Below are 26,631 nucleotides of genomic sequence, written 5' to 3'. Positions count from 1 at the left end.
CTGACGCCGATGTCTGCGCCGCGCCCCTGGTAATCGTTCTTTCTTTTTATTGATTAGGTTCTTACTATAGCGGACTTTAACCACATTTATAGATTATTGGTATGCGCCTGTTGAAACGCTTCTATGTAACCCCATTCATCTTGCTCTGGGCGGCCTGTGTCCCCACCGCGACCAAGGACAGCCTGGTCGGCTTCTGGTCCATCGAGACAAAATCCGTGGAGGCATTGGTTTCTGAAATGGACGACGGCTCGGACGAGCCGAACCTCAAGATGGCACAGGCGTTCATGAAGATGGCCGCAAGTGGTTTCGCGGTTGAATTCACAGATGCCGGCATGCGACAGATCCGAAACGGCAAGCCCTCTGCCTATATTCAATACTCCGTGCAATCCCTGGAAGGGAATCGCATTACGCTGGAGGCCGGCGGACGTTCCTTTGTGTATACCTTGATCAGCGACTCGGTCATCGAATTCACCCCTCCCGGTAGTGAATTGAACCTGCGATTCCAACGCATGGGTGCGGCGGCAATCACAAAATTGGAAGAACGGATGGAGATGGCTGCCAATGGGCCGTCTCCGAGCATACCTGCATTGCAACGCTTCATGTGGGTGGTGAATGCCTCTCCTGAAAAAGCCAAGGCATACCTGGAGAAATATCCGGCTTTGATTTCAGAACGCGACGAGCATCAAGCCACCCTGCTCCATTACGCGGCTCAATCCAAGAAAGCCGAACTCGCCGGCATGTTGATCGAGCTTGGCGCAGACAGGACGGCAGTGAATGCCAATGGGAGGACCCCCTTCCAACTCTCCCTGCTATTTAAATTTAATCCGGAGCTTTCCAAGCTACTCTACTCCGAGACCGAGCTAAGTCCCAAGGTAAAGCGGAAACGCTCTGCGCTCAACGGGGTGCTCAACAAGCAAGAATTTGAAAAGGCTGAGTTTCTCTTCGAACTCGGCCTGAGCCCCGACGAAGGAAAGCCCCGGGGTGAAAAGACTGCATTCCTACTCGCGATTGAAAACAGCGAACTCGAGACGGCTGAATTCCTACTCAAGCACGGGGCCGACATCAATCACCGCTTGTTTGCCAACGAACAAAGCGCTTTGCATGTCGCCGCACGCTACGCTTCGCTCGAAACCATACAATTTCTCCTCGATCAAGGCATGTCCGCCCGGATTGAAGACAACCAGGGAAAGTCCCCCCTCACGGAAATCCGATTCCGCTCAAAAGATAAAATCGAGGCGACCCGCCTACTGGTCAACGCGGGTGCCGACATCAATGAACGGAGCGCAACCGGATCCACCCTGCTCAGCCACGCACTGCAACGAAAGGACCCGGTGTTTGCAAAAGAGCTGGTGCTTGCGGGTGCCGATTTCATAAGCCCGGTCCGAGACAACAAGAGTGCCTACGATTTGGCCAAAGAACTAAACTACGCCGAACTACTGGAGGCCATGGATGCGGCAAGCGCCGAGTAAGGACACGGTCTTAGCTTTCTTCGCGAATCGTCTGCACCTCATCCAACAGCTGTCTGGTGATATCGGCCAAGTTGTAGAGGGTCGTGTACTGCACCTGGGCGAGTTCCCTAGCGCTCAGTTCCAGATGGTACCGGATCAGAGCGAGCGTGTCCGTCACGCGGACGGACTCCTGTGCCTCATTGACCGTCGGCTTGAGCCAGTCGCAGGCATTCTCCAGCGCGCGCAGGATATCGTCGGCAAAGTCCAACAACATCGGCGACTCCATCGGCTGTCCCCGGTGCGCGGCAAACGCTGACAAATAGGACAATAAGGCATGGTTCAGGTAAGTCAGCCGAAACGCTTCGGTTTGCACTTTCTGGCGACGACCGGGTTCCAGCTGTATGTCCCGCCAGGCCAAGACCAGTGCGTTGTCCGCACGGTGGGCCGCCCGCCGCGCAATCCGGTACTCATAGTCGTCCCCCTCGCCGGCTTCCCTGTACTCCTGAAGGATGGCCCTGAAATAAGCGGTGTTCTTAACCAATGCCTCGGTCAGGAGCGCCGGCAAACGACGGGATTGCCAGTCCGGCCAAAGCAGACGCACCGTGATCAGCGCGATCAGGGAACCGATCAGGGTATCCGTCATCCGCGGCAACATGACCGCGACGCCCACCTGTGCGATCAAGTTGAACGCGCAGAGTACGAAGGTCGTGATGAAGATGACCGAGACCGAGTATTTCCGCTTCAGCCAGACAAAGAAGAAATAGGCGGATGCCAGCATGAAGAGCAACTGCCCGGCCGGCGTCAGAAACTGCACCGTCAGGACCCCGAACACCACCCCGCAGAAGGTGCCAAGGATCCGCTGCCAGAGCCGCCGCCGCGTCTGGCTGTAGCTCTGTTGCATCACAAACAGGATCGTCAGGACAATCCAGGCGCCCTTCGTCACATCGAAAACCTCCGAGACGGAATACCCGATGAGAAAAGCGGTGCTCAATCGCAACGCGTAGCGCATGCGCGGATGTGAGATCCTTAAAAGTTCGCGAAATCGTTGCCAAAGCGGCCTGCGGTCTTCGGCCAGGCGGGGCATATAGGAGGCGCGGCTCAGGTTGTCGGCATTCGCGAGTGATTCGCTGGAACGGCTCAGGTTCCGGATCAACAGCGAGAGCGGATGCTGCTTCTCCAGGCCATGCGACTGCAGTTTCTCGTTCAGCGCGTCCACGATCCATTCAAGCGCGACCGGATGCTGGTAAGGCTCATGCGTCAACAAGCTCTCCCCGTAGGAACGCGCCGCTTTGGACAACTGGCGCATGAGCTCCCCGATGCCGAAAAGCAAATCCCGGTTCTCCGCCTCCCGGCTGAGCAACTCGTAACGTTCGTGACTGGATGCCGCCCGCTCGTGTAGCCCCTGGAGCACCATAAAGCGGTAAAGATAGGACTTGATCGCCGTCTCGTCCGCTCCCGCGTTCCGGTAGCTGCTCAAGACGTCGCGGATGCGGTCCAGCGCACCGACCGTCTCCACATTCAGCAGCGCGAGACGCGAGCGGATTTCATCCTGCCCTGCCGCATCACTGGGAAAGAGCCGCGCTTTCTCGGCCATGTAATGGCCCAAAGCGGCAAAGCCGGCAGCCAACTGCTGCTCCAGCAAGCGGTAGGGCCTGAAGTAAAGAAGCGACAGGGAAAACAGTCCATACACAAGCGCACCGGTAGTGAGGAGGATGGGCTGCAAATACCAGTTCGGACTGATCTCCGAGCCAATCATGGTATAGATGCCGACGAGCTGGGCGCCGAAGGTGATGCCGCGATAGCGCTCCCCCATCCCACCCAGCATGACAAATCCGATGGTGGACAGGAAGAAGCCGGCCCCAAGCAAAATGGGGTTGAATTTCAGCAATTCGGCCGATGCGCTGGCCACGGCAAAACTCAGGACCTTCAAGCTCAAGGACTTGATCCGCCCCTTCGGGTGGTCATCCGTCTCGGAAAGCGCCCCGGCCAGAACCCCCAAGGTCAGGCACACCCCGGCAAAGGCATGGCCGGTCCACAGGAGCGGCACGACCATGACTGCCATCACCACCGTGACGTTCACCGCGAGCAAGCGGTCCGGCTTGAGCCAGAGCCCGCGCTTTAGACGGGCCATGATCGATGCTGAATCTGCAGGACTGGATGACATGTACAAACCTGTGACCGGGTACCTTAGGCCATGGGAAAACCTTCGAAAAGATCATGCCATATCCTGCAGGCAATCTCGATCTTTTATCCCCGCTCGGGCAGAAGCTTCGCTACGAACAACTATGAGCAGCTGTTCAGGAGTCATCGCCCCCATGAACAAACTTCCACGACTTCTACCTCTGCGAAACACCCACCCGGGTCCGCCGCTTCGGCAACCAGATGAGCACCGGGCAAAGTGCTTGGCCCGGCATCTTGAAGCACAAATAAGCCATGCTCATGATGTCCCGGTCCGCTAAAGCGGCATTTCGAGGGTTGCAACGCCCGCCCTTGAGGCGTATACATGACCGTTGAACTGAAAATCTGAACGCGGCTTCTATGGTTGGAGCCGCTAAAAACGTCTGAAGCAACCGTCGATCACCTACGCACAGCCGCAACCCGTGTTTCACATAGGGTGGAGCGCAACGAGCACCCAAAAACAAGGTGTCCGCATGGGTGCGGGTGAATCAAGTCGACATTGTTTTTCAAGCATAGGCTTAGCGTTCGCCGCAACTACCGATCATGCCCATGACTAGTCTTCGAGCGGGCTCTCCTCCTTCTCAACAAATTCAAGGAGAGGGAATTTGTTACGTAACTCATCGGTAATATGGCCGCGACCACCACATGAATCGCGCACCAAAAGTTTCAGTACCGGATCGGACTCGGTGTGGTCGCTGGAGTTACGCGTCAGTGCCAGTGCGTTGCGAAGCAGACCGTTGCTCGCATTCTGGAAATCATGGCCGAGGGTCGTCAGCGGAGGATCACTAAAACGTCCCGCCTCGGTGTCGTTGTGACCGATAATGGAGAAATCCTCCGGTGCCCGCAAACCTTGCTTGTGCATCGCCGTCAAAACACGCAAGGCGTGCTCATCGTCATAGCAAAGAATGCCGAGATCACCGGCATAGCCCTTCAATCGCTCTACCAGTTGGTCAACCGGCCCACTCTTGGGTTGAACCAGGAAGCTCAGGTTCTCCATGGAAGCCTCCGAAACATAATAGGTATAACCGGTCAACATGCGTTGCAGGATGAGGTCATCCGGTGCTGCCGGTCCGATAAAGGCAAGTTTTTTGCGTCCCAAGGTCTGCAGGTAGCCGCATAGTGCCAAGGTCGGTCGCAGCAAATTGCGCCCGAAGAGCTCGGGATTACCGAAATAATTGGATTCAAGCCCAGGAATCACCAGCGGAATGCTGACGGGCAGTGGCGACTTCTCGATAAATTGGCGGACCGTTTCCGACAAATTGTGAGGAAACCAAGGCAGAACAATTGCGACACAACCTTCCATCGCCATGGCTTTCGCCTGCTCCAGCGCTTCCTCGTCGTAATTCTTCACCCAGGTCGAGCGCAGCTCCAAGCCGAGCTCCATCGCGGAATGGGCCAGGCTCTGCAGGACCTTGTAGGCGTAGGCATTCCCGTCCTGGTAGACAAGTACCGCAATTTGGTTCCCGTTCCGAACCGGCGGAAGCACGGTATTGTGCTCGCTCGGCTCCGGGTGCTTGGCGATAAATGTGCCACTCCCGATTCGACGGGTGATGATCCCCTCGTCCACAAGAGTTTTCAACGCTTTACGCACAGTCAGGAAATTGCACTCGTAGGAAGAGGCCAAATGACGCTCGGACGGAATTTTGGACCCGATGGGGAGAGTGCGTGCCAATTGGCGGATCTCTTTTTCCACCTGTTCAAATTTAAGTTGTCGCCGACTCATGGGTATAAATGCTGGGCCACGTGCTATAGCATGCCAAATTGAGATACAAACCAATTTTGCGTGATCCAACTACGTTTGAGTCCTTGTCTATCAGTGGCTTGGCCGAACTAACAGTCAGGTGTCTGCCGTTTTTCTGCCGCATGGAATGGATGCTGCTCTCATGGTGATATGCAAACTGGCAGATATCTCCTGTGTTGCCTTCTCTTCCCGCTTTCCCTCTTCGCGGAAGGCCGTATTGCGATTGTCTCCGCTTATGCCGGTGAGCTCCAAAGTGTGATGAAGGAATTGGGCTTGGAGGAGTTTCAGAAAGTGGAGGAATTGAACGGCATCCGTTTCTATTTTGCAGAAGTATACGGAAAACAAATTCTCTTATTCAAAACCAACGTCAGCACGGTGAACGCGGCCATGAATACACAATTGGCCTTCTCTAACTTCGACATCGACCTGCTCATCTTTTCGGGCATCGCCGGTGGCGTGAACCCGGAACTGGAAAAAGGAGACATCTCCATTCCGGACCGCTGGACTTACCATACAGAAGGCGGCTACTTCAATGAAGAGATCGATCCTCGCCAATATGCAGGCTCGCGCTTCCGTGACGTCAATCCCTATGGGATGTTCTACCCGGCTCCGGTCCGTGTGGCACGCGGCGGACAAACCACCCCGGTGGTGAAGCCTTACTTTCATGCCGATGAGGACCTACTCAACCTCGCCAAAACCGTACTGCAAGACATGGATATGCTCAATGCCCATGGTGAGAATGCGACAATCAAGGTTGGCGGGCTTGGCCTCACCGGGCCGGTCTTCATGGATAACCGCGATTACCGGGACTGGTTGTACCAGGAATGGGCTGCGGATTGCGTGGCCATGGAGTCGGCGGCAATCGCACAAGTGTGCTGGGCAAACCAGGTGCCTTTTTTAATTATACGCGCATTGAGTGATTTGGCCGGCGGACAGGAAGGCGCCAATGAGATCGAGGAATTTGCCGCCGCGGCCGAGGACAACTCCGCCGAAGTAGTGGCCCGTATTTTAAAAGCACTCTAGGATTCGCACGCACTCTCGATTGCACCCCACGCCGCTTAAAGCACTTGCCTTACAGATCGACTACGCGAAGACACCTAGAACCCGTCAGAACCGAACGGATGCGCGCTAATCTACTGTCAAAAAGAGACTTGCGCGATAAAATAAGCGGACTCTTGGAGCGGAACCGACAGTCTTTCCGGAGAATGTCGAACTTGATCCCAACCCCGCAGATTGCTCCATCACGAGCTCTCAACTCCCGGCCACAGGCTGTCTGCGGCCAAAGCTGAGCCCTATGCATTTTAACATAGGCATGTATTTTTCCATCTGCCTGGTCACCGCGTCCGGGGTCTCCGGCACCTTGGTTCAAATTCTCCGTTTTGAAAATCAGGATTCAACCGACCTGCTTTCACAATCCGCCTCCTCTAAGGCAGACTTCCTCAATCAGTCGAACATTGATCGTTCTGGCCCGGTCCTTCAGGATTTGACCACGCCGCCCGAACAAGACCTCCAGCGTGTGGATCATCTATTGAGACGATTCGTTGAACTCAACGAGCAGGCATTACCTTCAAGCAGCAATCGCCAACTAACCAAGACGCTGACACATCCGAACGGCTTGGGCAAAGCAGCACTTCCGTCCAACCACCCCTCCATCAACCGGAATGGCGAACTGGTGGACCGCTGGCGGACCGCATACAAATTCATGGGGCGCACCGACGGAGGCATGGAGATCCGCTCCGCAGGCGCCGATAGGCTCTATTACACCGCAGACGATCTCGTCTGGCCGCAGCCAGCGGCGGGCAGCATGACAGAGTTGGCCCAGACTCGTCGCCAAAGCGGACATTGATCAAATTACTTTGGGGTTTCCCCATTGTCAGGACATTTGCATCGAGATAGACTCACGACTCCCTTGCACCGGCCATAAGGGGCAGACACAAGAAAAGGTGCCCACAACCTTATGGGCACCTTTTGCAGTGAGTTAGTAGGGAGAAAAACTACTTGTTAGGACGGTCCGGCTTTTCCGGTTTTTCGGGCTTCTCCGGTTTTTCGGGTTTCTCCGGCTTCTCCGGTTTTTCAGGTTTTTCAGGTTTCTCCGGCTTCTCTGGTTTTTCCGGCTTCTCGATACCTTCAGGGCGACCTGTGCTACGATCGAGCTTGGCTACGCTTGCTTTTTTGGCAGCACCGGTTTCTTTATCCGTACGGATTGCCTTGTTCTTGGCCGACATCAGATCGCCCACTTTCACACCAAGCAGCTCCTGGCTGATCTCGCCCCATCCGGCCCCTTCCGCACGCATTTCGAGAATACCATCTGCCAGTTCCGGGTCGGTACCAAAGAGTGCGGCACTGATACTCGCCAGATCACCGTCAACGCCGTTCTGCGACAACATCTCTTCAGCAAGCAGCATACTGAGCTTCACATTACCGAAGCCCATGGCTTCACCGGTATTCTCGATGATGACAGTTTCAACCACAGTCTCGGTAACCACCTCGGTTTGTTGAACCGGATTCCCACTATCATCCAGTATCTGAGCGCCATTTTCATCGACCAGGTAAACAGGATTGCCAGCGTCATCAAAGACAGGCTCCACCACAACTTGTGTTTGCTGGATCGGGTTGCCGCTTGCGTCCAGAATCTGGTTACCGGCATCATCCAGCAGATAGACCGGATTTCCGGCGTCATCGAAAACTAATTCTTCTACCGGCACTTCTGTTGAGACATCGTAGCTCATATCGCTACCGGTACGTAGGGCTTCAACCAGAATTTGTGAATCGTCGCCGGCAAATTCCTCGAATTCAGCGGCAATCGTGTCAATTACCTTCTGTTCACCCAGCGAGAGGACAATTGCTTCTTCGACAGGTGTTTCGGGAGTTTCATCGATAACAGGATCCTCAATATCCTGGGCGCTCAATGTCGCTGTCGAGTAGCACAGCGCACCAGCTATTAGGGTGGTATAATATACTTTGTATTTCATATGTTTTCGTTGAGTTAGGGTTAGAAGTAGTATCCGACTTGAAGCCCCCCGCCGATGTCAGGACTGCCGTCCGTCAACCCGGTGTAGCCATAGACCGTCAATCGCCAGTCTTCATCGAAGCGGTAGCCGAGGTAAGTGAAGATCTCAGTCGCGTCTTCCGAACTGTCCGTGCTGGCCTCCTGGTAGTCCAGGGTCGCACCCACATTGAGTGAATCACTTAGCTTGTAGTCGGCACCCGCCGAAACATAGAATACATTGTCCAATTCATAGTCATCCGGATCTGTCTTGATCTTGTAGGCCAAAGTCAGCATCGGCGTTAGCTTGCCGAGCGACTTGAAGAAATCCGCCTGTAGCGTGTAGTCGAACTCGCCTGTCCCCAATCCCTTGTCTTCGTCGGCCGTCGGGATCTTTACCTTTCCAACAAGATCAAGAAAGAACAGGTCACTTGGGATCGACTCGACGCTATAGGTCAAGGAGGTCCAGATATCCCCCAACCCGGATTGCGTATCCACCTCGGTATTACCACCGCCGATCACCACGCCGCCATCCCCAGCACCGACAACATCACCCGGGCCTTTGATCTGTACCCAGGGCACTGTCACTTTCGCCATCCAAGGTCCGGTCGTGTAGGACAGGTTCACCGGCAAATAGAGTATTTCCGTGTCTTCACTGTCACCGTAGTCTCCGGTGCTGTAGTCGAAGCCCGTACTGACTTTCCAGGCATTCGTAGAGTCGGCGCGCACACTTTGCGCATACACAAAGAGCGCGGCCGCGAGAAACAGAGGTAGTGTTTTCGTCATTGCTTGTTGTTGTTTCCGAGTCGTCGGATTTCGCAGCGACTTGAAACACTTCAACAGTCACACAACAATCACATATCACTTAACATCAGACCTTTGTGACTTTTTTAACTCGACTCAGGCAATCTTCCTTAGAAATTTTTAAATTCCCCCTAACGGTCCTAGGGAATCTACGATTTTACCGTGTCCGTATTCGTGCTTAAGGCATACCGTCTAGATGACAGACTCGACGGATTTGAAGCACGTAGAAAGCCGAAGGAGATCACGGATGTGACGTGAGGGCCCCATTCTCACTGCAAGCTCAGTCATCCAGCAGTGATTTGAGGTCTTCCAAACTTACCTTCGCATTAGCGGCGGCACTCTCCTCAAACAACTCGTTCAGCAACTCGGCTTTACGCGCCTGCAACTCGAGCACCTTCTCTTCGATCGTATTCGCGGCGATCAGTTTGATGCTGGTCACCACCTTCGTCTGCCCGATCCGGTGAGCCCGGTCGGTCGCTTGCGCTTCAGCCGCAGGATTCCACCAGGGATCATAGTGCAGCACCGTATCCGCCCCGGTCAGATTCAAACCGGTACCTCCGGCTTTTAAGGAAATAAGAAAGACCGGGATGGATTCATCCTCGTTGAATTGGTCGCAGACCGCGAGACGGTTTTTGGTATGGCCGTCCAGGTAGCTGAATTTAAGCCGTTTTCGCGTGAGGTGATCTGATAGTAATTTCAGCGCGGTTACAAAGGAAGAAAAGACAAGGAGACGACTACCGTTGTCCAGGCACTCGTCCACGATCTCGTCGAATGCAGCGAGCTTGGCGCATTCACTGTCATCAAACTGCTCATCCAGGATACGCGGATCCACGCAGGCCTGTCTCAGGCGGAGCAGTTCGGTAAAGGCCGCAAAGCGCACCCGTCCGGAATCCGCACCCGCCATTTCCAAGTTGAAGATTTCGCGGCGGGTCTTCTCCAGCGTGTCCTGGTAAAAACGGGTCTGCCGCGCGCCCAATTCGCAGAAGAATGTCTTCTCGATCTTATCCGGCAGCTCTGGCGCCACCTCCTTTTTCGTCCGGCGGAGAATATAAGCGGCCGCACGTGTCGTCTGGCGCTTGCTGTGCCAGATACGATCCTCCTGCGACAGTTGCGGGGGAGCCTTTTGAAGGTATCCCGGCATCAGAAAGGCGAAGAGCGAAAGCAGGTCGTCCAACGAGTTTTCAACCGGAGTACCTGTGAGCAGAAAACGCCCCTTACTGTGCAGGCTAGTCAAGGTGCGGGCATTCTGGCTCCGACGGTTCTTGATATGTTGGGCCTCATCCCCGATCACGACACACCAGTCCATCGTCGACAACAGCCCGGCGTCCTGGCGCAAGGTGCCGTACGATGTGACGATCAAGTCGTATGCCTCAAGGACAACCGGTTCTTTCGCGCGCCCGGCGCCATGGTGCTTGCAGAGCTTGAGATGCGGCACAAAACGCTTCGCCTCACGCATCCAATTCTCAACCAGACTGGCGGGACAGACTACCAGCGCCGGATACCCTTCCGTATCTGCATCCCGGATACACTCGACCAAGGCCAACGCCTGAAGCGTCTTTCCCAAGCCCATTTCATCAGCCAGGATCCCGCCGAGATCGTGTCGGTACAGGTGCCACAACCAGGCCACGCCAATGCGCTGGTAACTGCGAAGAATCGCATTGAAAATGGGGCGCACCGGTGCCTGTTCAAGCGCTCCGACTTCCTTGAGTGCGCGGCTGCGGGACTGCCATGCTTCCGGTGGTTGCCATCCTTCCACCAGTTCGTCGATCAATTCCTCTGCGTCCACCAGTTCGGCAGTGTTCAACTGTCGACTGAAGGTCGGAGTGAATGGCCGGTCGGCCTGCCCGCTCACCGCTTTTTCGATCTGGTGCAAACGATCCACGGAAGAACGGTCCAGCAGGATGACTTGCCCCGCCTCATCCTCGAGATAGTTTTTACCAGTCGCGATCGCCCGTCGCATGCCGGATTCCTCGCCTCCGTGGGTGAGATTGATTTCGAGCTTGAAAGTCCCTCCCTCCTCTTTGGCCCTGACGTCGAGCTCCGAAAAACGGATCCCCTTCATCTTAGTCTCGAAATTATCCGTGAACAGCGCCCGCCAATCCTCCTTGAGCGTGCGCCAATAGCCGGCGAGAAAATTCAAGGCCTTATGCCGGTCCCGCAACCACCACTTCCGGTTGGATGGCTCAAGCATGAAACCCTCGTTTTTCAGTATGCGCCGGAGCGGTTGAAGGCCGTCATCATTGGTGGGAAGGCGTACCGCGATAAAGTGCATCGATCCGTCGATAATAACTCGGTTCGAGGGATATTCGCTCATATCGGACTGGGCCTTGGCACCCGCGACCGGAAAATCACCTCCTTTGGTCTTCCAACTAGCGAAAGCGCCCGCTTCCACCTCTCTGCGGCGGTTGGTGCTTGAAGGCTCCCGAAGGCTGATGCCTTGTCGCAGGCGAGGCTTGTTGACCGGATCTTCGTCGACCTTCGCGACCGGCACCTCGGCTGCTGGCTCAGCCGGTTCATCCTCACTTAGCTTCAGAAGCGAATGCACGCCCTCCAGCTTGCCGGCCTTCCATGCGATGGGCTCGGACGGCTTCTTCACCCAGTAAACCACGGGCTCACCCTCAAGGCACCCCAGCAGCTGATTGAGTCGGCTATTCGTCAATTGCAACAGTCCTGCAAGCTTGCCCCCACACCATTGCTCGACGTAGCCCATCGCACGCTCCTGACCTTCGCCCGGGGCATAGGCTCTTCCCGCCTTCAACTTGTTCAAGGGCATGATCTCGCGGCCGACCGCGACATCCAGCTTGACCACGATGGCATCTCGCTCCACCGCGGCTTCCAGGTTGGGAGGTAGAAAGACAAGCATTCGCAATGGCTCACCATTCGGATCGAGCTTGATGCTCTTCAACCTTGGAGCGCTTTGCGCTGGTGCCTCCTCCGCAGTGTTTTCGTGCGACGCTTCGACCGCCCGTACCGTGGCCTCACGTCTCAAATCCCGCTGCACGGCTTCATAATGCAAGGCTACGGCGATCGCATGCGCACAAACTTTGTTCTTACGACCGACCGGACAATTGCAGCGACACTCGGCAAATACGGTCGAACGAAGATTCAACTGGGGTTGGTAGCTGTCACGCAGGCCCTTAACCCGTCCGACCAACAAGGGGCTTTTCCATTCCGACGATTGCACCGCATGGGCTTCAAATAGCTTTTCGGCCTGCTGGTAGACAAGACCGCCTCCCAGTTCGATCAGGAAGCTACGGTCAAATGTCGGTGCTGGCTTATTTGAGGGCGTCATGTCTGAAGGCAAGGCTAGCAAAAAGAAGCATCAATCAAGGGAGTCAAGGCCGACTCCCTCAAACTTCCAAGTTGTCGTCTAAATTCAATAATCTGCAGCGGTAGATCGGCACAAAAAAGCCGCTCCAAAGAGCGGCTTTTGAAATAATAGATTCGCCAATCAATCAGGATCCGGTGGCTCCGGATACCGGCTGATCCTGCTCAAAACTGAGCTGGTCGCCGCTCTCATTCACACCCACATGGATCAACTCACCATGCTTGATCTCTCCGTTGAGGATGGCTTCAGCCAGGGAATCCTCGACGTACTTTTCGATTGCACGGCGCAGCGGACGAGCTCCGTATTTCTCGTCGTACCCCTTTTCGATCAGGAATGCCTTGGCTTGGTCACTAAAGTCGAAGGTCAACTCACGTTCCTTCAGGCGGTTCGACACATTGCGAAGCTCCAGCTCGACGATGGCCTGCATGTCTTCACGCCCAAGTGACTTGAAGATCACAAGATCGTTCAAACGGTTCAGGAACTCCGGCTTAAAGACACGCTTGGTCTCGTCGAGAATCTTCTCGCGGATCTTTTCGTACTCGTTCTCGGCGGTGTTCTCGATTCCGAAGCCCATCGACGTATTGCGCTGCAGGATTTCAGCACCGACGTTCGAGGTCATGATCAGAATCGTATTACGGAAGTCGACCTTGCGCCCCAGGCTGTCCGTCAAACGGCCTTCTTCAAGTACCTGGAGAAGCAGCTGCACCACATCCGGGTGCGCCTTTTCAATCTCGTCGAAAAGCACCACGGAGTAAGGCTTGCGGCGTACCGCCTCGGTCAATTGACCGCCTTCTTCATAACCAACGTAGCCGGGAGGCGAACCCACCAGGCGTGAAACCGCAAACTTCTCCATGTATTCGGACATGTCGATCTGGATGATCGCGTCCTTGTCGCCGAACATTTGCTCGGCCAGCACCTTGGCGAGAAGAGTCTTCCCCACGCCTGTCGGTCCAAGGAACATGAAGGAGCCAATCGGACGCTTGGGATCCTTGAGGTCGGCACGGGAGCGGCGAAGTGCCTTTGCAATCACTTCGGTTGCCATGTTCTGCCCGATCACCTCGCCTTGAAGTTCAGTTTCGAGCTTCAGCAGCTTCTTGCTTTCCTTTTGTTCCATGCGGGACAGCGGGATGCCGGTCCAGTCCGAGACGACTTGAAGCATTTCTTCTTCATCCACCACAATGGTCGTCTCCTCACGGCTCTGCTTCCATTGCTCGATGATGTCGGCCTGCTTCTGACGCAGCTGCTTTTCCTCGTCACGGAATTTGGCTGCTTCTTCGAAATGTTGCTTGCTGATCGCCTCTTCCTTCTGCGAGCAGACTTCTTCGATCGTGCCGTTCATCTCCTCGATTTCAGGAGGACGCTTGAGCGATTCAATCCGGGCGCGGGCACCGGACTCGTCCAGGATATCGATGGCTTTGTCAGGCAGGAAGCGGGACGTGATGTAGCGCTCGGAAAGCTTTGCAGCGGACTCGAGAGCGGCATCGGTGAATTGCACCTTGTGGTGGTCCTCATACTTGCCGCGAATGCCCTTGAGGATCAGAATCGTATCCTCGATCGAGGGAGCATCCACTTTGACCGATTGGAAGCGGCGATCCAAGGCGCTGTCCTTCTCAATGTACTTGCGGTACTCGGCCAGTGTGGTCGCCCCAATGCACTGCAGCTCGCCGCGGCTCAGGGCCGGCTTGAAAATGTTGGACGCATCCATCGCCCCTTCGGCCGCACCGGCCCCGACGATGGTGTGCAATTCATCAATGAAGATGATGATGTTCTTGGCGCGGCGTATTTCATCCATCACCGCCTTGATCCGTTCCTCAAACTGACCGCGGTACTTGGTACCCGCCACCATGAGGGCGAGATCCAGTGTGATCACTCGCTTGTCCGCCAGAATTTCAGGGACCACCCCGGAAGCAATCTCCTGAGCGAGGCCTTCGACAATGGCCGTCTTGCCGACACCGGCTTCACCGATCAGCACCGGATTGTTCTTCGTCCGGCGGCAAAGGATTTGGACCACACGGCGGATTTCATGCTGACGCCCGATCACCGGGTCCAATTCGCCCTTCTTGGCCAATTCGGTCAGGTCACGCCCGAAGGCCTTCAATGCCGGCGTCTTGCTGTCACGCTTGTCTTCGGCCTGTGCAGCCGGATTGCCGGCGGCCGCTTCTTCGGGCTCGGCAGAGAAATTCGGGTCCAGCTCGGCAAGGATCTCGTTACGGCAGCGTTCGATGTCCACATCCAGCGACTTCAGCACTCGGGCGGCGACCCCCTCACCTTCGCGTAGAAGACCGAGGAGAATGTGCTCCGTGCCGACGTAGGAGTGGTTCAATGCCTTTGCCTCCTTCCCGGCCAGCGCCAGCACTTTCTTCACCCGGGGCGTATAGGGAATATTGCCGGAGGGCTTGGCTTCCGGACCTGTGCCCACCTGCTTTTCCACTGCGGATCGTACCGTCTGCAGGTCCAGACCCATTTTTTGCAATACGTTAACCGCCACCCCCTGGCCCAGATTGATCAGGCCAAGCAGGAGGTGCTCCGTACCCACATAGTTGTGATGAAAACGATCCGCCTCTTTGCGGGCAAGCGCCAGCACTTGCTGGGCGCGGGGGGTGAAGTTATTCATGGGTTCCATAAGCTATAGGTTTAATTAGCCGAGATCGTCGATCTTGTCAAAAGTAAGAGCGGGAAGCTTGCCAAATTCTTCCCTAAGTTTGTTTGCGCGCGTAATATCACGTGCTTCGGGCTCGATGCCTGATTTTGCGGCAAATTGAATGTGCCCCGGTTGACACTCGATAAATAGGCGATCCACCTCCGAACGGCTTTCTTCCGGCAACATCCCGAAGTCCACTCCCAAGCGCACGAGCGAGAGTAAGTTCATCGCCTCGTTGGAACTAAGCACATGGGCGTTTAGCAGTACCCCGTAGGCCCGGCCGATTTTGTCCAATATCTTCGCGCGATGCTCTTCCAGGAACTTGTAACGGGCGTTTAATTCATGGTCGATCACCGTCTTCAGTACATTACCAAGACGCTCTAATATCGCATCTTCGGGTTCGCCCAGGGTCTGCTGGTTGGAAATCTGGAAAATGTGCCCCGTCGCATCCGAACCTTCGCCAAACAGGCCGCGGACCGTGATCCCCAGCTGATTGACCGCACGGATCACTTTCTCCATGTGCTCCGCAATCACCAGCCCCGGAAGGTGCATCATGACCGATGCGCGCAGCCCCGTACCCAGATTCGTGGGACAAGCCGTCAGGTAGCCCAGTTCCTCGGAAAAGGCCACGTCCAGAAAATGCTCCAAATCGTTATCGAAGTGATCAATTTGCTTCCAGACCGTCTTGAGATTGAAGCCGCTGCGTAAACATTGGATACGCAGGTGGTCCTCCTCGTTGATCATCACCGAACAGCTCTGATCCTGATTGATATAAACGGCAGATCCGCTTTCCGATTCGCTCAACTCCCGGCTGATCAGGTGGCGCTCGACCAAAACCTGTTTTTCCAAGTCGGAAAGTTCATCAATATTGTAATATACCCCCTTGTGCAGCAATGGCAGACTGGCAAGGATTGGCTCAACCTTGGACAGAATGTCTCGCCGCTGCGACTTAGTGGCACGCTCAGGAAACGGAGGCCCCTGAAGATTGCGGGCCAGACGCAAACGTGTACTGAGCACGACGGGAGCCGCCTTTTTCGTATTCTGGGTCAACTCCGCGCGCTCGCATTTAATGAGATTTTCGATCATGCTTGGAATACTTCGACGTTCTGATCGGCTTCAATTTGCCGGATCTGATCGCGGAATTTGGCCGCTTCTTCATACGCCTCCTCTGCGACGGCACGCTCCAGGGCGGCCTGCAGCTCTTCCAAGCGCGCTTTGCCTTTCAGTCGCTGCAAGGCGAATTTGGGAACCTTGCCTTTGTGGGTCGTGCCAAAGTGCATATCTTCCAGCACCGGACGCACATGATCCGCAAAGTGTTGATAACAAACGGCACAGCCTAAGCGGCCCGTACGTCTAAAGTCCGCAAGGTCATGCCCGCAGTTGGGACATGCGATACCGGTTTCCGACACTTCACGAGTCGGGGTAAAATCCGATTTACTGAGCAGGTCCGCCAGAGAAAAGCCTTCGGGGTCCGTCACCCCCTTTTTCTGCGCACAGGACTCACACAGATCGATCTTGTGGATCTTGTTATTCACAATCTGTGTCAAATGCACCGTAGCTTCCTTGTTACAGATGCTACACTTCAAATTCTCAGCCATAGTTATAATCTAAGGTTCGCCGGAAAAATCGCAAAGTGAAAATGCACTCCGCACCCCCACTCAGGCAGTTTCCCATAATTTAACAATCGAATAACACGCCGGCAAATTACATGCCAAACTTGCTTCGCTTGCATACCAGGCGGTGCCCCCGCCTGGTCCTAGCGACAACAAACTCAAAGCATCGTTCCCTGCTTGGAGACGATACGGCGGAAGACCTCGAGGAAACGGCCTGTGATGGGCCCGGGCTTGCCGTTGCCGATCGGGCGCGCGTCGACCTCTACGATCGGAACGATCTCAGCCGCCGTGCCCGTGAGGAACAGCTCGTCAGCCACCCAGATGTCGTAGCGGGTCAAGTTGGCCTCACGCCAGGGGATGCCGAGCTCCTCGGCGATTTCAAGTGCCGTGTCGCGGGTGATCCCGCGCAAGGCGCCCGCGCTCGCAGCTGGCGTGATCAACTCGCCCTTGTGGACGACAAAGACATTATCACCCGTACATTCGGCGATGTAGCCCTGATCGTTCAACATGATGGCTTCATGGTAGCCCAGGTGCTGGGCTTCGATCTTGGCCAGAATGTTGTTCAGGTAATTGAGCGACTTGACCGTGGGTGGCAGGGCGGCCGGATTGGAACGGCGAGTCGGAACCGTAATGATCTTGAGACCGTTTTCGTAGAATTCCTTCGGATACAGTTGGATGGTATCCGCAATGATGATCAACTGCGGCTTGTCACAGTTCTTGATCGACAAGCCCAGGCTGCCGACCCCACGTGTCACAACCAGACGGATATAACCGTCCTTCAGGCCGTTGGCCCGGCAGGTTTCACAGACCGCCTCCGCGATTTCCTCGCGGCTCCAGGGCATTTGCAGCATGATCGCCTTGGCGGAGTACTCCAGGCGCTCCAAGTGCTCATCCAGCTTGAAGACACAGCCGTCATAGAGACGGATCCCCTCGAAGATACCGTCACCATACAAAAGACCATGATCAAAGACCGAGACTTTAGCGTCTTCACGGTCAACCAACTTATCGTTCAGATAGATCTTCATAAAAATGCCCATCATGCGGTGGCAGACGCGTTTGTCTAGTCCGCAACTGCATCTGGATCCAGTATTCCTATCCGGATCGTATTTTCATCCGCTTGTAGGCATGGCTGACGCCGAGATGTGCCTGAAACCGCGTGGCTCAGGTTTCGTCTTGGAACTGCGACTGCAAATGCTCCACCACCGAAGGATCGGCCAGAGTCGTGGTATTGCCCAACTCACGCCCTTCCGCAATATCACGCAGTAGGCGGCGCATGATCTTGCCGGATCGTGTCTTGGGCAGGTCCGAGGAAAAGACAATACGTTCGGGCCGTGCGAATTTGCCGATCCCCTTGTCGATCATGGCTACGAGTTCCTTGCGCAAATGCTCATCCTGCGCGCAACCGTCGATCACGGTGACAAAGGCGACAAGCCCTTGCCCCTTGATTTCGTGCGGAATGCCGATCACTGCAGACTCGGCCACGTCCTTGTGCTCGACAAACACACTCTCCAACTCAGCCGTTCCGATCCGGTGGCCGGACACGTTGACCACGTCATCCACGCGTCCGAGAATCCAGATGTAGCCGTCTTCGTCGCGCCGGGCACCGTCACCGGGGAAATAATATTTGCCGCCCCACTTGCACCAATAAGTGTCTTTGAAGCGCTGCGGATCACCATAGATGCCGCGCAGCATGCCGGGCCAAGGCTTCTTGATCGCCAGAATCCCTGCGTCGACTTCGTCCCCCTCTTCGGTCAGGATGACCGGCTCAATCCCGAAGAACGGAAGCGTTGCACAGCCGGGCTTGGTTGGCGTAGCTCCCGGCATCGGCGTTAACATGTGCCCTCCCGTCTCCGTTTGCCACCAGGTATCCACGATCGGACATTTTTCCGAACCGATCTTCTTGTGGTACCACATCCAAGCCTCGGGGTTGATCGGCTCGCCCACGGTGCCAAGCAGCCGAAGGGTCGAGAGGTCGTGCTTCTCCACCCATTGATCGCCCCACTTCATGAAGGCGCGGATCGCGGTGGGCGCGGTGTAAAAGATAGTAACCTTGTGCTTTTCGATGATGTCCCAAAAGCGCCCTTCGTCGGGATGATTCGGCGCCCCCTCATACATCACCTGCGTGACGCCATTCTGAAGGATTCCGTACACAATATAGGTGTGGCCGGTAATCCAACCGACATCGGCGGTGCACCAGTAAACATCATCCGGCTGCAGATCGAAAACATATTTGGAGGTCAGGTAGCTGAATACCTGGTAGCCCGCGGTGGTATGCATGATCCCCTTGGGCTTACCCGTCGTGCCACTGGTATAGAGCAGGAAGAGCAAGTCTTCCGCATCCATCTCCTCAGCCGGGCAGATATCATCCACTTGGCCGATCAGTTCATGGTACCAGTGGTCGCGCCCTTCCTGCATGGGGCAGTCCACAGGATGCGATTCGCCGCGGCGTACGACAAGGACATCGCTAATGCAATCACAGCTCGCCACGCCTTCATCCACGATCTTCTTAAGCTCAAGCATCTTCCCCCGCCGGTAGCCGCCATCCCCGGTGATGACCATGCGGGCTTCACTATCCAGCACCCGGTCACGGATCGAATCGGCCGAGAATCCCGCGAAGATCACGGAATGCACCGCACCGATGCGCGCACAGGCCAGTACGGAAATCGCCAGTTCGGGAATCATCGGCAGATAGATGGCGATGCGGTCGCCCTTCTTTACCCCGAGTTTCTTCAAGACATTGGCACAGCGACACACTTCCCGGTGCAAATCGGAGTAGCTCAGGTCTAGCGTGTCGCCTGGCTCACCTTCCCAGTGGATCGCGACTTTGTCGCCACGGCCTTCTTCGATATGCCGGTCCAGACAGTTGTAGGACAGGTTGGTCCGGCTCCCCCGGAACCACTTGAAAAAGGGCGCTTCGGAACTGTCGAGCACACACTCCCAGGGCTGGAACCAATGCAATTCGGACGCGGCTTCCGCCCAAAAGGCCTCAGGGTCCGCGATGCTCCGCTCATAGAGGGCCCGGTAGGCCTCCATCCCATTGACTCGTGCAGCACTGCTGAAGACAGCAGGCGGGGCAAATTTACGGTTTTCGTGCGAAACAGACTCCATTAAAGAGGGACTTATGGTAGACATAGGGGAATAGGTTAACGATACGGCTCATTAATAACAGCCTTAAGTTCGACTTATTGCACTCCTAAGCAACTCGCCATACCGGCAAGGTCAATCGAAAGATGTCATTTCCTTTCGTCACTGTGCGGATCAATTGCTGTTGACAAGGCATCGGTCCAAAACCATCAAAGCCAATTCTTCGCGTGCCAAAGACGCTCTCAGAGAATGGATAATTTTGCAGATCAGTGCCTCGATATGGCCCAATCGATTCTGGGTCATAATCTCGATTCAATTAGTGAACAGGGAACTATTTCCCCTGTCGCCACCGAAGCTAGCCGCCCGGACGAACCGGGCCACGCAGCCTTGGCGATCGGCGAATACTACCGCGCGACGAACGAGACCTCACTCAACGGCCACGACTTGGTAGACCTCGCCGCCCGCGCCGTCACCGCACAGGCATTTACCGAAGAGGAATTTGAGAATGGTTTGGCCTACGCGGCACTCGGCCTCCTCTCCTTCGGCCCGGCCAAGGACCGCAACGCCGTCTGGGAACGCCTGCTGGAACCGACCCGCGAACAACTGGACAAGCGCCTGCTCGAACGCAGCGACTACCAGAACCACTTTCAAAGCTTCAACATCGCCAAGGCAGTCACTCGATACAGTCTCGGCCTTTCGAAGAAGGATGAAACCGGCCGTCTGATCGAACGCTTCCTCGAACGCATCGATTCGAACTCCGCCGGTGGCTATTTCGACGACTCCGGCAATCCCGAAGGCAAGCTGAACGGCGCCTACGACATCTATGGTGTCATGAGTTTCGTCTTCATCCGCCAGGCCCTGCAGCTGCACGCCAATATCAACCTGCGTGACCGCAAGCTTCCCAGCCTTCGCACGTATGCCGGCAAGTACCTGAAGCTGATCCCGGACATCGCCCGTCAGGACGGCGTGGGCTGGGCCTATGGCCGCTCCCTTGGCGCATACGGCCAGATGCACTGCATCAGCCTCACCCTGCAAGCCCTCCGTGACGGCTGGATCGGTGAGTCCGAGCGCGACCTCTATATCGATACGGTGCGTCGACTCTTCATGAATTTCTTCGTCACCTACCTTGACCAGGAACACGGCTATCTCGTGATCCGTGACGAAGAGCGCAACACCGTGCCGTACCACACCACACGGATGGCCAACTTCGACGCCGCCCGCTACCTCTGCCAGTGGGCCCGGCTTGCCAAGTCCATCGGAGGCACCAGCGCACCGGCCAATCCGGTCGCGGCCCGCAAGGTCGCCCGCTACATCAATTTCGACAAGACCCACAAGAAGGAACAAGGCCTCTTCGTCTATCAGGATCCGGACTCCGGCCTGGCCTTCCAGTTGCCGCTCATCGCTTCCAGCGCACAAGGCAAGAACACAACCGATTACCTCGCCTTCCCGCACGCGCCGGGGATCTTCGACTGGCCGGTCGACACCTATGTGCCGATCATGATGCCGGAACTGACCTTCGGCGACAAGGTCATCGTCCCCTCCTTCTACGGCAAGAATTGCACCACCAAGATGGGCCTGCGCAACTCTCTTGTCTTCAGCTACGACCAACCGGAGCTGATCACCACGGATGAAGAGTTTGTCAACGGTCTGGGTTCCTGCAAGGTAACTTGGTCCTTCAAGGGCGGCACGATCAACTGCGAGTTCTGCTTCAGTGTAAAGCAGCAGACCCAGCTGGACCGCATGCGTTATATCTTGGCCATCGCCACTCCGCACAGCCGCTACCGCGTGGGTACCGCCTTCACCCTCGGTGAAGAAGGCCACCGCACCAACGTGGTGAAGGACGATTTCCAAGCCGAGTGGAAAGAGCTCGAAACCGTCACGGAAGACCCGAAGTACCGTACCTACTACGGGAACATGCACTACCTGCAAATCCTGGAGCGTGACCACCCGCTGATCATGCGTCCGGGCATGCAATACCGCCTCGCGCTGTCCTTCGAGCCGGACATCGTGTTCGCGGATGAGTAATCGCGTCGACCGTTGCTGCTAGTTCGTTGTTCAGCATCGCTTTCAACTGACAACAATCAACTGGCAACTCTCAAGATGTTATCCGTCCGGATTATTCCCTGCCTAGACGTCCACGGAGGCCGTGTCGTCAAGGGTGTCAATTTCGTCAACCTGATCGATGCCGGCGATCCGGTCGAGCAGGCCAAGGCCTACGAAAAGCAAGGCGCCGACGAACTCGTCTTTCTCGATATTACCGCGTCGTCCGACGAACGTGCCATTATGCACGACGTTGTCGAACGCACCGCCTCCGAGTGCTTCATGCCGCTGACTGTGGGCGGTGGCCTGCGCAACGTCGACAATATCCGCGACATGCTCAACGCGGGGGCCGATAAGGTCAGCCTCAACACCGCAGCAGTCGTGGACCCGGATCTCATCCTCAAGTCTTCCTCCAAGTTCGGCAACCAGTGTATCGTAGTGGCCATCGATGCCAAGCGGGTCGGCAATGAGGACCGCTGGGAAGTCTATACCCATGGTGGACGCCGTGCCACCGGGCTGGATGCGATCGAATGGGCGCGCAAGGTCGTCTCCTTGGGTGCCGGCGAAATCCTGCTCACCAGTATGGATGCCGACGGAACCAAGGCTGGCTACGATATCGGGCTGACTCGTGCCATCAGCGATGCCGTTGAAGTCCCGGTTATCGCATCCGGAGGGGCCGGCACACTCGACCACTTGGCGGACGCGCTCGACCAAGGACACGCCAGCGCCGTGCTCGCGGCCTCCATTTTCCACTTTGGAACCTACTCGATCCGCGAAGCGAAGGAGCACCTCAAAGCCCGGGGGCTGCCAGTCAGACTCTAAGCGGAAGCCTTCATTGTAGAGAAGGCGCGACAGCCGACTTCTTCGAAAGATCCTCTACTCTAGGACTCTTTTCCGGAAAGCGTCTAGCACCCAATCCCTCTAGACATTCTTCCGGTAGGGCCCACCGCCATCATGTTTGGGCAGCGACTCGACCGCGGCCCCCCAGGGAACATGCTCCTCCCAGAAAATCTGTGCGCTCGGACGGATGCCAGGGTCCTCATCCAACAAGCCACTCGGAACCACCCAAAAATCCTGTTTGCGGGTCAGGCACGGCACAAAAGAGCCGCAGTTCTTGCAGAACCATCTGGAGTAGCCGGGATTTTCGGTTTGATCCACATAACGTTGAACCAGATCCTCACCCTGCACCCATTCAAGGGCATCTTTTGCGAAAGCAATATTAGCCGCATGCACCGAGCCGGTCGTTTTACGGCATGAGCGGCAGTGACAATACAGGTAGCTGAGCGGGGCCTTCGCCACCTGAAACACCACCCCGCCACAAAGACAAGAACCTTGTATTGTTTTCATAGGGGCAGCCCAAGCACCTATCGGACCTAACTCGGAGAGCTCGCCAGATTTCAGCCACGCCCCCGATACCGTTGCCACTTTGGTGACCAGCAGGTGGTGCGCCCGCCGATCTCCTCGCGCACCAGCAGGGCACCGGTTTGTGGACAGGTGCCCCCATCCTGCCATCGGTGATTGAATAGCCAGCGATCCGGAGGTGTCGCCCAGTCCGGGGCGATGACTGCCATCGCATCTTCACACACTTCCTTGATGCGCGCGTAAAGCTCCCTGCGATACCGGGAGCCGATTTGCCCGGCACGCGTCCCCGGCGCGATTCGGGCACGCCAGAGAATCTCGTCCGCCATCCAGTTGCCGATGCCGGGAAACATTTCCTGCATCAGTAGGACCGCTTTAATCGGGGCCTTCCCGCGACGCTCGAGAAACTCCGACATGCGCTCGTAGGTAAATCCCTCCGACAGCACTTCCGGAGGGAGTCCGGCAATCCAGTCCGGCTCCGAATTGCCAACGGCAAAACGCACCCGGCCAAACATCCGTGGATCACTGAAAACCAGAGTGTGCCCGCCCTCACAATAAAGCACAAGGTGATCATGTTTCCCCGGGAGAAAGCCTGCCCCCTCCATCCGCAGCTTGCCGGTCATTCCCAAATGGACCCCAATCCAATATTGGTCTCCAAACCGGAAATACATCTGTTTCCCGTGCGTGGCGGAAAGCGTCATCGTCTGCCCGACCAGACCCGAACAGAGTCGATCCGTATCCACATCACGGAACAGGCGCTTGGCCGCATGCAGGGCGACCCGCTCCACGCGACAGTTGTCGGGAACGGTCCACTGTCTTCGGTAGTATTCAACTTCGGCTAGCTCTGGCATGAACAGCATGAACCGTGAATGGCCATTCCCTGACGTCAATCTTCGGACGCATTCCGGGATTCAACGGTCAAGGGGTTCAGCGTTATGAAGCAACGATCATGGTGAAAAGTTTTTGTGTCCTTCGCCTTTTTTTGTGACTATAACGCATACAAACAAATGTCCGCACCACTCCCCATCATCGATTGCCATACCCACTGCTATCCAATGGAAGTAGCTGGGGATCCCCGCACATGGGCGGAAGCCCGCGGCGAATTGCACTGGGCGGCCATGGTCGCTCCCAAGGAGCGCAAGTCCATCCAGGGCTGGGCAAGCCCGGGAGAAATGCTCCGCGCGATGGACGAGGCCGAAGTCGAGCAAGCCGTTCTGCTGGGTTGGTACTGGGAAAAGGAAGCGTCCTGCCTCTGGCACAATTCAGTCATGGCGGACTGGCTCACCGAAGCCCCGGACCGCTTCATCGCGTTTGCGTCCATTCTGCCCAACGAAAATACGCTCGAACAACTGGAAGCCGCACACGCGCTCGGCTTCAAGGGCGTGGGTGAATTGCATCCGGGCGTGCAACAATTCGATTCAACACATCCGGCTTGGCAAGCCTTGGCGGAATGGTGCGCCGCCCGGAATTGGCCCGTAAACCTGCACGCCACCGAAGCCGTCGGACACGACCTGCCCGATGCCACCCCCACCCCTCTCGACGATTTCCTGCGCATGGCTCGGCGGTCACCAGACCTGAAACTGATCCTGGCCCACTGGGGCGGCGGTCTCCCGTTCTTCGAGCAGAACCCGCGGCTCAAACCGGACCTTCGGAACGTCTACTACGACACCTCCGCCAGCCCCTTGCTCTATGAGCCGGCAATCTTCCGCCATATGGTCAACATGGTCGGCGCAGATAAGATCCTCTACGGCTCCGACTACCCCTTGAGGATTTACCCGCGCAGCAAAGCTGGACCGGATTTCAAGCGCTTCATCAAGAGTATACGAGAAGACTGCGGCCTCAGTGAGCCTGAACTCGAAAAGATACTCTCCGGGAATATCAGGGCAGTCCTGACTGCGAACTGACGGGGCCTATTCAGTCACCGCCCGGGCTTCCCCCTTCAGCGCGGCTTCGTAAGTATGCCAGGGCAAGCTGGCACATTTGACTCGGGCCGGAAACTTCCGCACCCCGGCCAACGCCGCCACTTCCCCATCCACAGACAAATCCGTGCCGGTCTCGGTCGTCAGGATCTCCGTGACACGCCCGGTCAGGCGCTCGGCTTCTTCCAGTGACTTTCCAGACAGCGTCTCCGTCATCATGGACGCAGAAGCCTTACAAATCGCACAGGCGGCGGCCTCGAATTGCACGGCTTCGACCTGTCCATCCACCAGTTTCAGGTACACATTCACCTTGTCGCCACAAAGCGGGTTGTAGCCTTCCGCCGTATGCGTGTAACCGCTGAGTACGCCGTAATGCCTCGGCCGCTTGTTGTGGTCGAGAATGATCTCCTGATACAGGTCGTGCAGATCGCCGTCACTCATGCTCGCAAACTAGAACCTGCCTAGCATGAAGCAAATGCAAAGACCATAAGATGTCCGCCCATATCAACGCTTCAAACAAGCCCAAAACACAACATTGGGCCACATGTTGTCATCGCCGGCACCCAAAAGTTAAAAGCCCTTGATAAACAACAACTTCCCTCTACTCGGGGAGGGACTTGAACCCTCACGCCTTACGGCACCAGAACCTAAATCTGGCGTGTCTGCCAATTTCACCACCCGAGCAGTAGAAAGCGCATATGTTACGTCCGGATTGGACCTTCATGTCAAGCGCGCGCCTGAAAAAAGCTCCGCTTGTTACACGCACAAATTCTCAGGGCATCGCCCCTCCCCAATATAACCGTTCGGCAACTAGCCCTCGCGGTAGAACGAGTGCTGGCCGATCTTAACCTTGAATTCCATCTGAGCCTGCCAGCTGGCTGGCGGATGGATGCAGTAATGGGTCGCACCCCCGGTAAGATCCGGTCCCAGGCGTCCGGCAACATAGTCATCGACCAATTTACGGGCCAGCGTCCAGGTACGATCCTGCATCGCGCGTCCAATCGCAGGACCGTAGTCCGGATTTCGTTGGGAAGTGATCCCGTTCAGACAGGAAAAGGCTTTGCGGCGGGCCACTTGGCCGATCGCTCGTTCCGGATTCCCCGAGGCACGGTTGTCGATAACGTGCAAAACTGCTCGCATCCCGATCTCCCCCTGATTTGCCGCCTCCAACACTAGGACGGAGGCAATGATTTGACGCTCATAATCCGTCACTTCCGCATGTACCACTTGAGGTCCGGCTACAAAAATACCGGCTGCACAAGCGAGTCCTTTGAGCAAACGCGTCAGTCCGTGTGTCTGGGTTGCTGGCATGGTACTTCGGGTTGAGAACGTTAGAGGGTCGAATTTGAAAAAGGACCGCGGAAGATGGGACTCCCCACAAAAAAAGCAAGCCGAAATAAGCCAACCATCGCCACAAAATACGTAAAAGGCATACCCCGCCCTAGGAAGAACCCCCCAGGCAACACCCAATAAAGCTTATAATTAATGAC

Annotated in this window: 20 protein-coding genes and 1 tRNA gene; 6 read left to right on the top strand and 15 right to left on the bottom strand. The window is 56.1% G+C overall.

The window, feature by feature from the left end:
• Window positions 1–101 precede the first annotated feature (101 nt).
• A complete protein-coding gene (locus O2597_RS06235; RefSeq protein ID WP_269523400.1) occupies window positions 102–1,469 on the top strand; it encodes an ankyrin repeat domain-containing protein in 1,368 nt (455 codons plus the stop codon).
• Window positions 1,470–1,479: 10 nt separating this feature from the next.
• Here O2597_RS06235 and O2597_RS06230 read toward each other — a convergent pair whose 3' ends face one another.
• The gene (locus O2597_RS06230; RefSeq protein WP_269523399.1) at window positions 1,480–3,612 is read right to left on the bottom strand and encodes an FUSC family membrane protein; all 2,133 of its coding nucleotides are present in this window, start codon (window positions 3,610–3,612) and stop codon (window positions 1,480–1,482) included.
• A gap of 567 nt (window positions 3,613–4,179) precedes the next feature.
• The gene (locus tag O2597_RS06225) at window positions 4,180–5,349 is read right to left on the bottom strand and encodes a substrate-binding domain-containing protein (RefSeq protein WP_269523398.1); all 1,170 of its coding nucleotides are present in this window, start codon (window positions 5,347–5,349) and stop codon (window positions 4,180–4,182) included.
• A 168-nt stretch (window positions 5,350–5,517) separates the two neighbouring features.
• Between O2597_RS06225 and O2597_RS06220 the strand changes: the two genes are divergently transcribed.
• Window positions 5,518–6,390, top strand: a complete 873-nt coding sequence (locus tag O2597_RS06220; RefSeq protein WP_269523397.1) for a 5'-methylthioadenosine/S-adenosylhomocysteine nucleosidase — start codon at window positions 5,518–5,520, stop codon at window positions 6,388–6,390.
• 289 nt (window positions 6,391–6,679) lie between these two features.
• The gene (locus O2597_RS06215; protein ID WP_269523396.1) at window positions 6,680–7,213 is read left to right on the top strand and encodes a hypothetical protein; all 534 of its coding nucleotides are present in this window, start codon (window positions 6,680–6,682) and stop codon (window positions 7,211–7,213) included.
• Window positions 7,214–7,361: 148 nt separating this feature from the next.
• Here the strand turns inward: O2597_RS06215 and O2597_RS06210 are convergent, their stop codons facing one another.
• The 8 genes from O2597_RS06210 to acs form a co-directional block, all read right to left on the bottom strand.
• A complete protein-coding gene (locus O2597_RS06210; RefSeq protein WP_269523395.1) occupies window positions 7,362–8,339 on the bottom strand; it encodes a hypothetical protein in 978 nt (325 codons plus the stop codon).
• A 20-nt stretch (window positions 8,340–8,359) separates the two neighbouring features.
• Window positions 8,360–9,139, bottom strand: coding sequence for a transporter (locus tag O2597_RS06205; protein WP_269523394.1), 780 nt, complete (start codon window positions 9,137–9,139; stop codon window positions 8,360–8,362).
• Window positions 9,140–9,437: 298 nt separating this feature from the next.
• Complete coding sequence (locus O2597_RS06200) at window positions 9,438–12,449, bottom strand: DEAD/DEAH box helicase (RefSeq protein ID WP_269523393.1); 3,012 nt, start codon at window positions 12,447–12,449, stop codon at window positions 9,438–9,440.
• A gap of 163 nt (window positions 12,450–12,612) precedes the next feature.
• Complete coding sequence (locus O2597_RS06195) at window positions 12,613–15,108, bottom strand: ATP-dependent Clp protease ATP-binding subunit (RefSeq protein WP_345783000.1); 2,496 nt, start codon at window positions 15,106–15,108, stop codon at window positions 12,613–12,615.
• 15 nt (window positions 15,109–15,123) lie between these two features.
• Window positions 15,124–16,212, bottom strand: a complete 1,089-nt coding sequence (locus tag O2597_RS06190; protein WP_269523391.1) for a protein arginine kinase — start codon at window positions 16,210–16,212, stop codon at window positions 15,124–15,126.
• A complete protein-coding gene (locus O2597_RS06185; RefSeq protein WP_269523390.1) occupies window positions 16,209–16,724 on the bottom strand; it encodes a UvrB/UvrC motif-containing protein in 516 nt (171 codons plus the stop codon). Before O2597_RS06185 ends, O2597_RS06190 begins: the two co-directional genes overlap by 4 nt.
• A 173-nt stretch (window positions 16,725–16,897) precedes the next feature.
• The gene (ilvE, locus tag O2597_RS06180) at window positions 16,898–17,764 is read right to left on the bottom strand and encodes a branched-chain-amino-acid transaminase (RefSeq protein WP_269523389.1); all 867 of its coding nucleotides are present in this window, start codon (window positions 17,762–17,764) and stop codon (window positions 16,898–16,900) included.
• A gap of 136 nt (window positions 17,765–17,900) precedes the next feature.
• Window positions 17,901–19,871, bottom strand: coding sequence for an acetate--CoA ligase (acs, locus tag O2597_RS06175; RefSeq protein WP_269523388.1), 1,971 nt, complete (start codon window positions 19,869–19,871; stop codon window positions 17,901–17,903).
• A 201-nt stretch (window positions 19,872–20,072) separates the two neighbouring features.
• Between acs and O2597_RS06170 the strand changes: the two genes are divergently transcribed.
• The gene (locus tag O2597_RS06170; RefSeq protein ID WP_269523387.1) at window positions 20,073–21,848 is read left to right on the top strand and encodes a hypothetical protein; all 1,776 of its coding nucleotides are present in this window, start codon (window positions 20,073–20,075) and stop codon (window positions 21,846–21,848) included.
• 75 nt (window positions 21,849–21,923) lie between these two features.
• Window positions 21,924–22,685: an imidazole glycerol phosphate synthase subunit HisF gene (hisF, locus tag O2597_RS06165; RefSeq protein WP_269523386.1), complete on the top strand. Its 762-nt coding sequence runs from the start codon at window positions 21,924–21,926 to the stop codon at window positions 22,683–22,685.
• A 99-nt stretch (window positions 22,686–22,784) separates the two neighbouring features.
• Here hisF and O2597_RS06160 read toward each other — a convergent pair whose 3' ends face one another.
• Together O2597_RS06160 and O2597_RS06155 are read right to left on the bottom strand one after the other, a co-directional pair.
• Window positions 22,785–23,210 (bottom strand): GFA family protein, encoded by a 426-nt coding sequence (locus tag O2597_RS06160; protein WP_269523385.1) that lies wholly within the window; start codon window positions 23,208–23,210, stop codon window positions 22,785–22,787.
• Window positions 23,211–23,260: 50 nt separating this feature from the next.
• Entirely contained in the window at window positions 23,261–24,082 is an 822-nt protein-coding gene (locus tag O2597_RS06155; RefSeq protein WP_269523384.1) for an Fpg/Nei family DNA glycosylase, read from the bottom strand.
• A 147-nt stretch (window positions 24,083–24,229) separates the two neighbouring features.
• On the opposite strand from O2597_RS06155, the gene O2597_RS06150 reads away from it, so the two are divergent.
• Complete coding sequence (locus tag O2597_RS06150; RefSeq protein WP_269523383.1) at window positions 24,230–25,126, top strand: amidohydrolase family protein; 897 nt, start codon at window positions 24,230–24,232, stop codon at window positions 25,124–25,126.
• A gap of 6 nt (window positions 25,127–25,132) precedes the next feature.
• Here O2597_RS06150 and sufU read toward each other — a convergent pair whose 3' ends face one another.
• The 3 genes from sufU to O2597_RS06135 all read right to left on the bottom strand — a co-directional run bounded on the left by sufU (window position 25,133) and on the right by O2597_RS06135 (window position 26,452).
• Window positions 25,133–25,582 (bottom strand): Fe-S cluster assembly sulfur transfer protein SufU, encoded by a 450-nt coding sequence (gene sufU / locus O2597_RS06145; RefSeq protein ID WP_269523382.1) that lies wholly within the window; start codon window positions 25,580–25,582, stop codon window positions 25,133–25,135.
• A gap of 161 nt (window positions 25,583–25,743) precedes the next feature.
• Window positions 25,744–25,825 (bottom strand) — tRNA-Leu (locus O2597_RS06140).
• A gap of 126 nt (window positions 25,826–25,951) precedes the next feature.
• On the bottom strand, window positions 25,952–26,452 hold the full coding sequence (locus O2597_RS06135; RefSeq protein ID WP_269523381.1) for a cell wall hydrolase: 501 nt from the start codon (window positions 26,450–26,452) through the stop codon (window positions 25,952–25,954).
• Window positions 26,453–26,631 lie beyond the last annotated feature (179 nt).

It is taken from the genome of Coraliomargarita parva, assembly GCF_027257905.1.
Classification (GTDB): Bacteria; Verrucomicrobiota; Verrucomicrobiia; order Opitutales; family Coraliomargaritaceae; genus Coraliomargarita_A; species Coraliomargarita_A parva.
The sequence above is the reverse complement of the archived record's forward strand: the minus strand, read 5'-3'. Positions and strand labels throughout refer to the sequence as shown.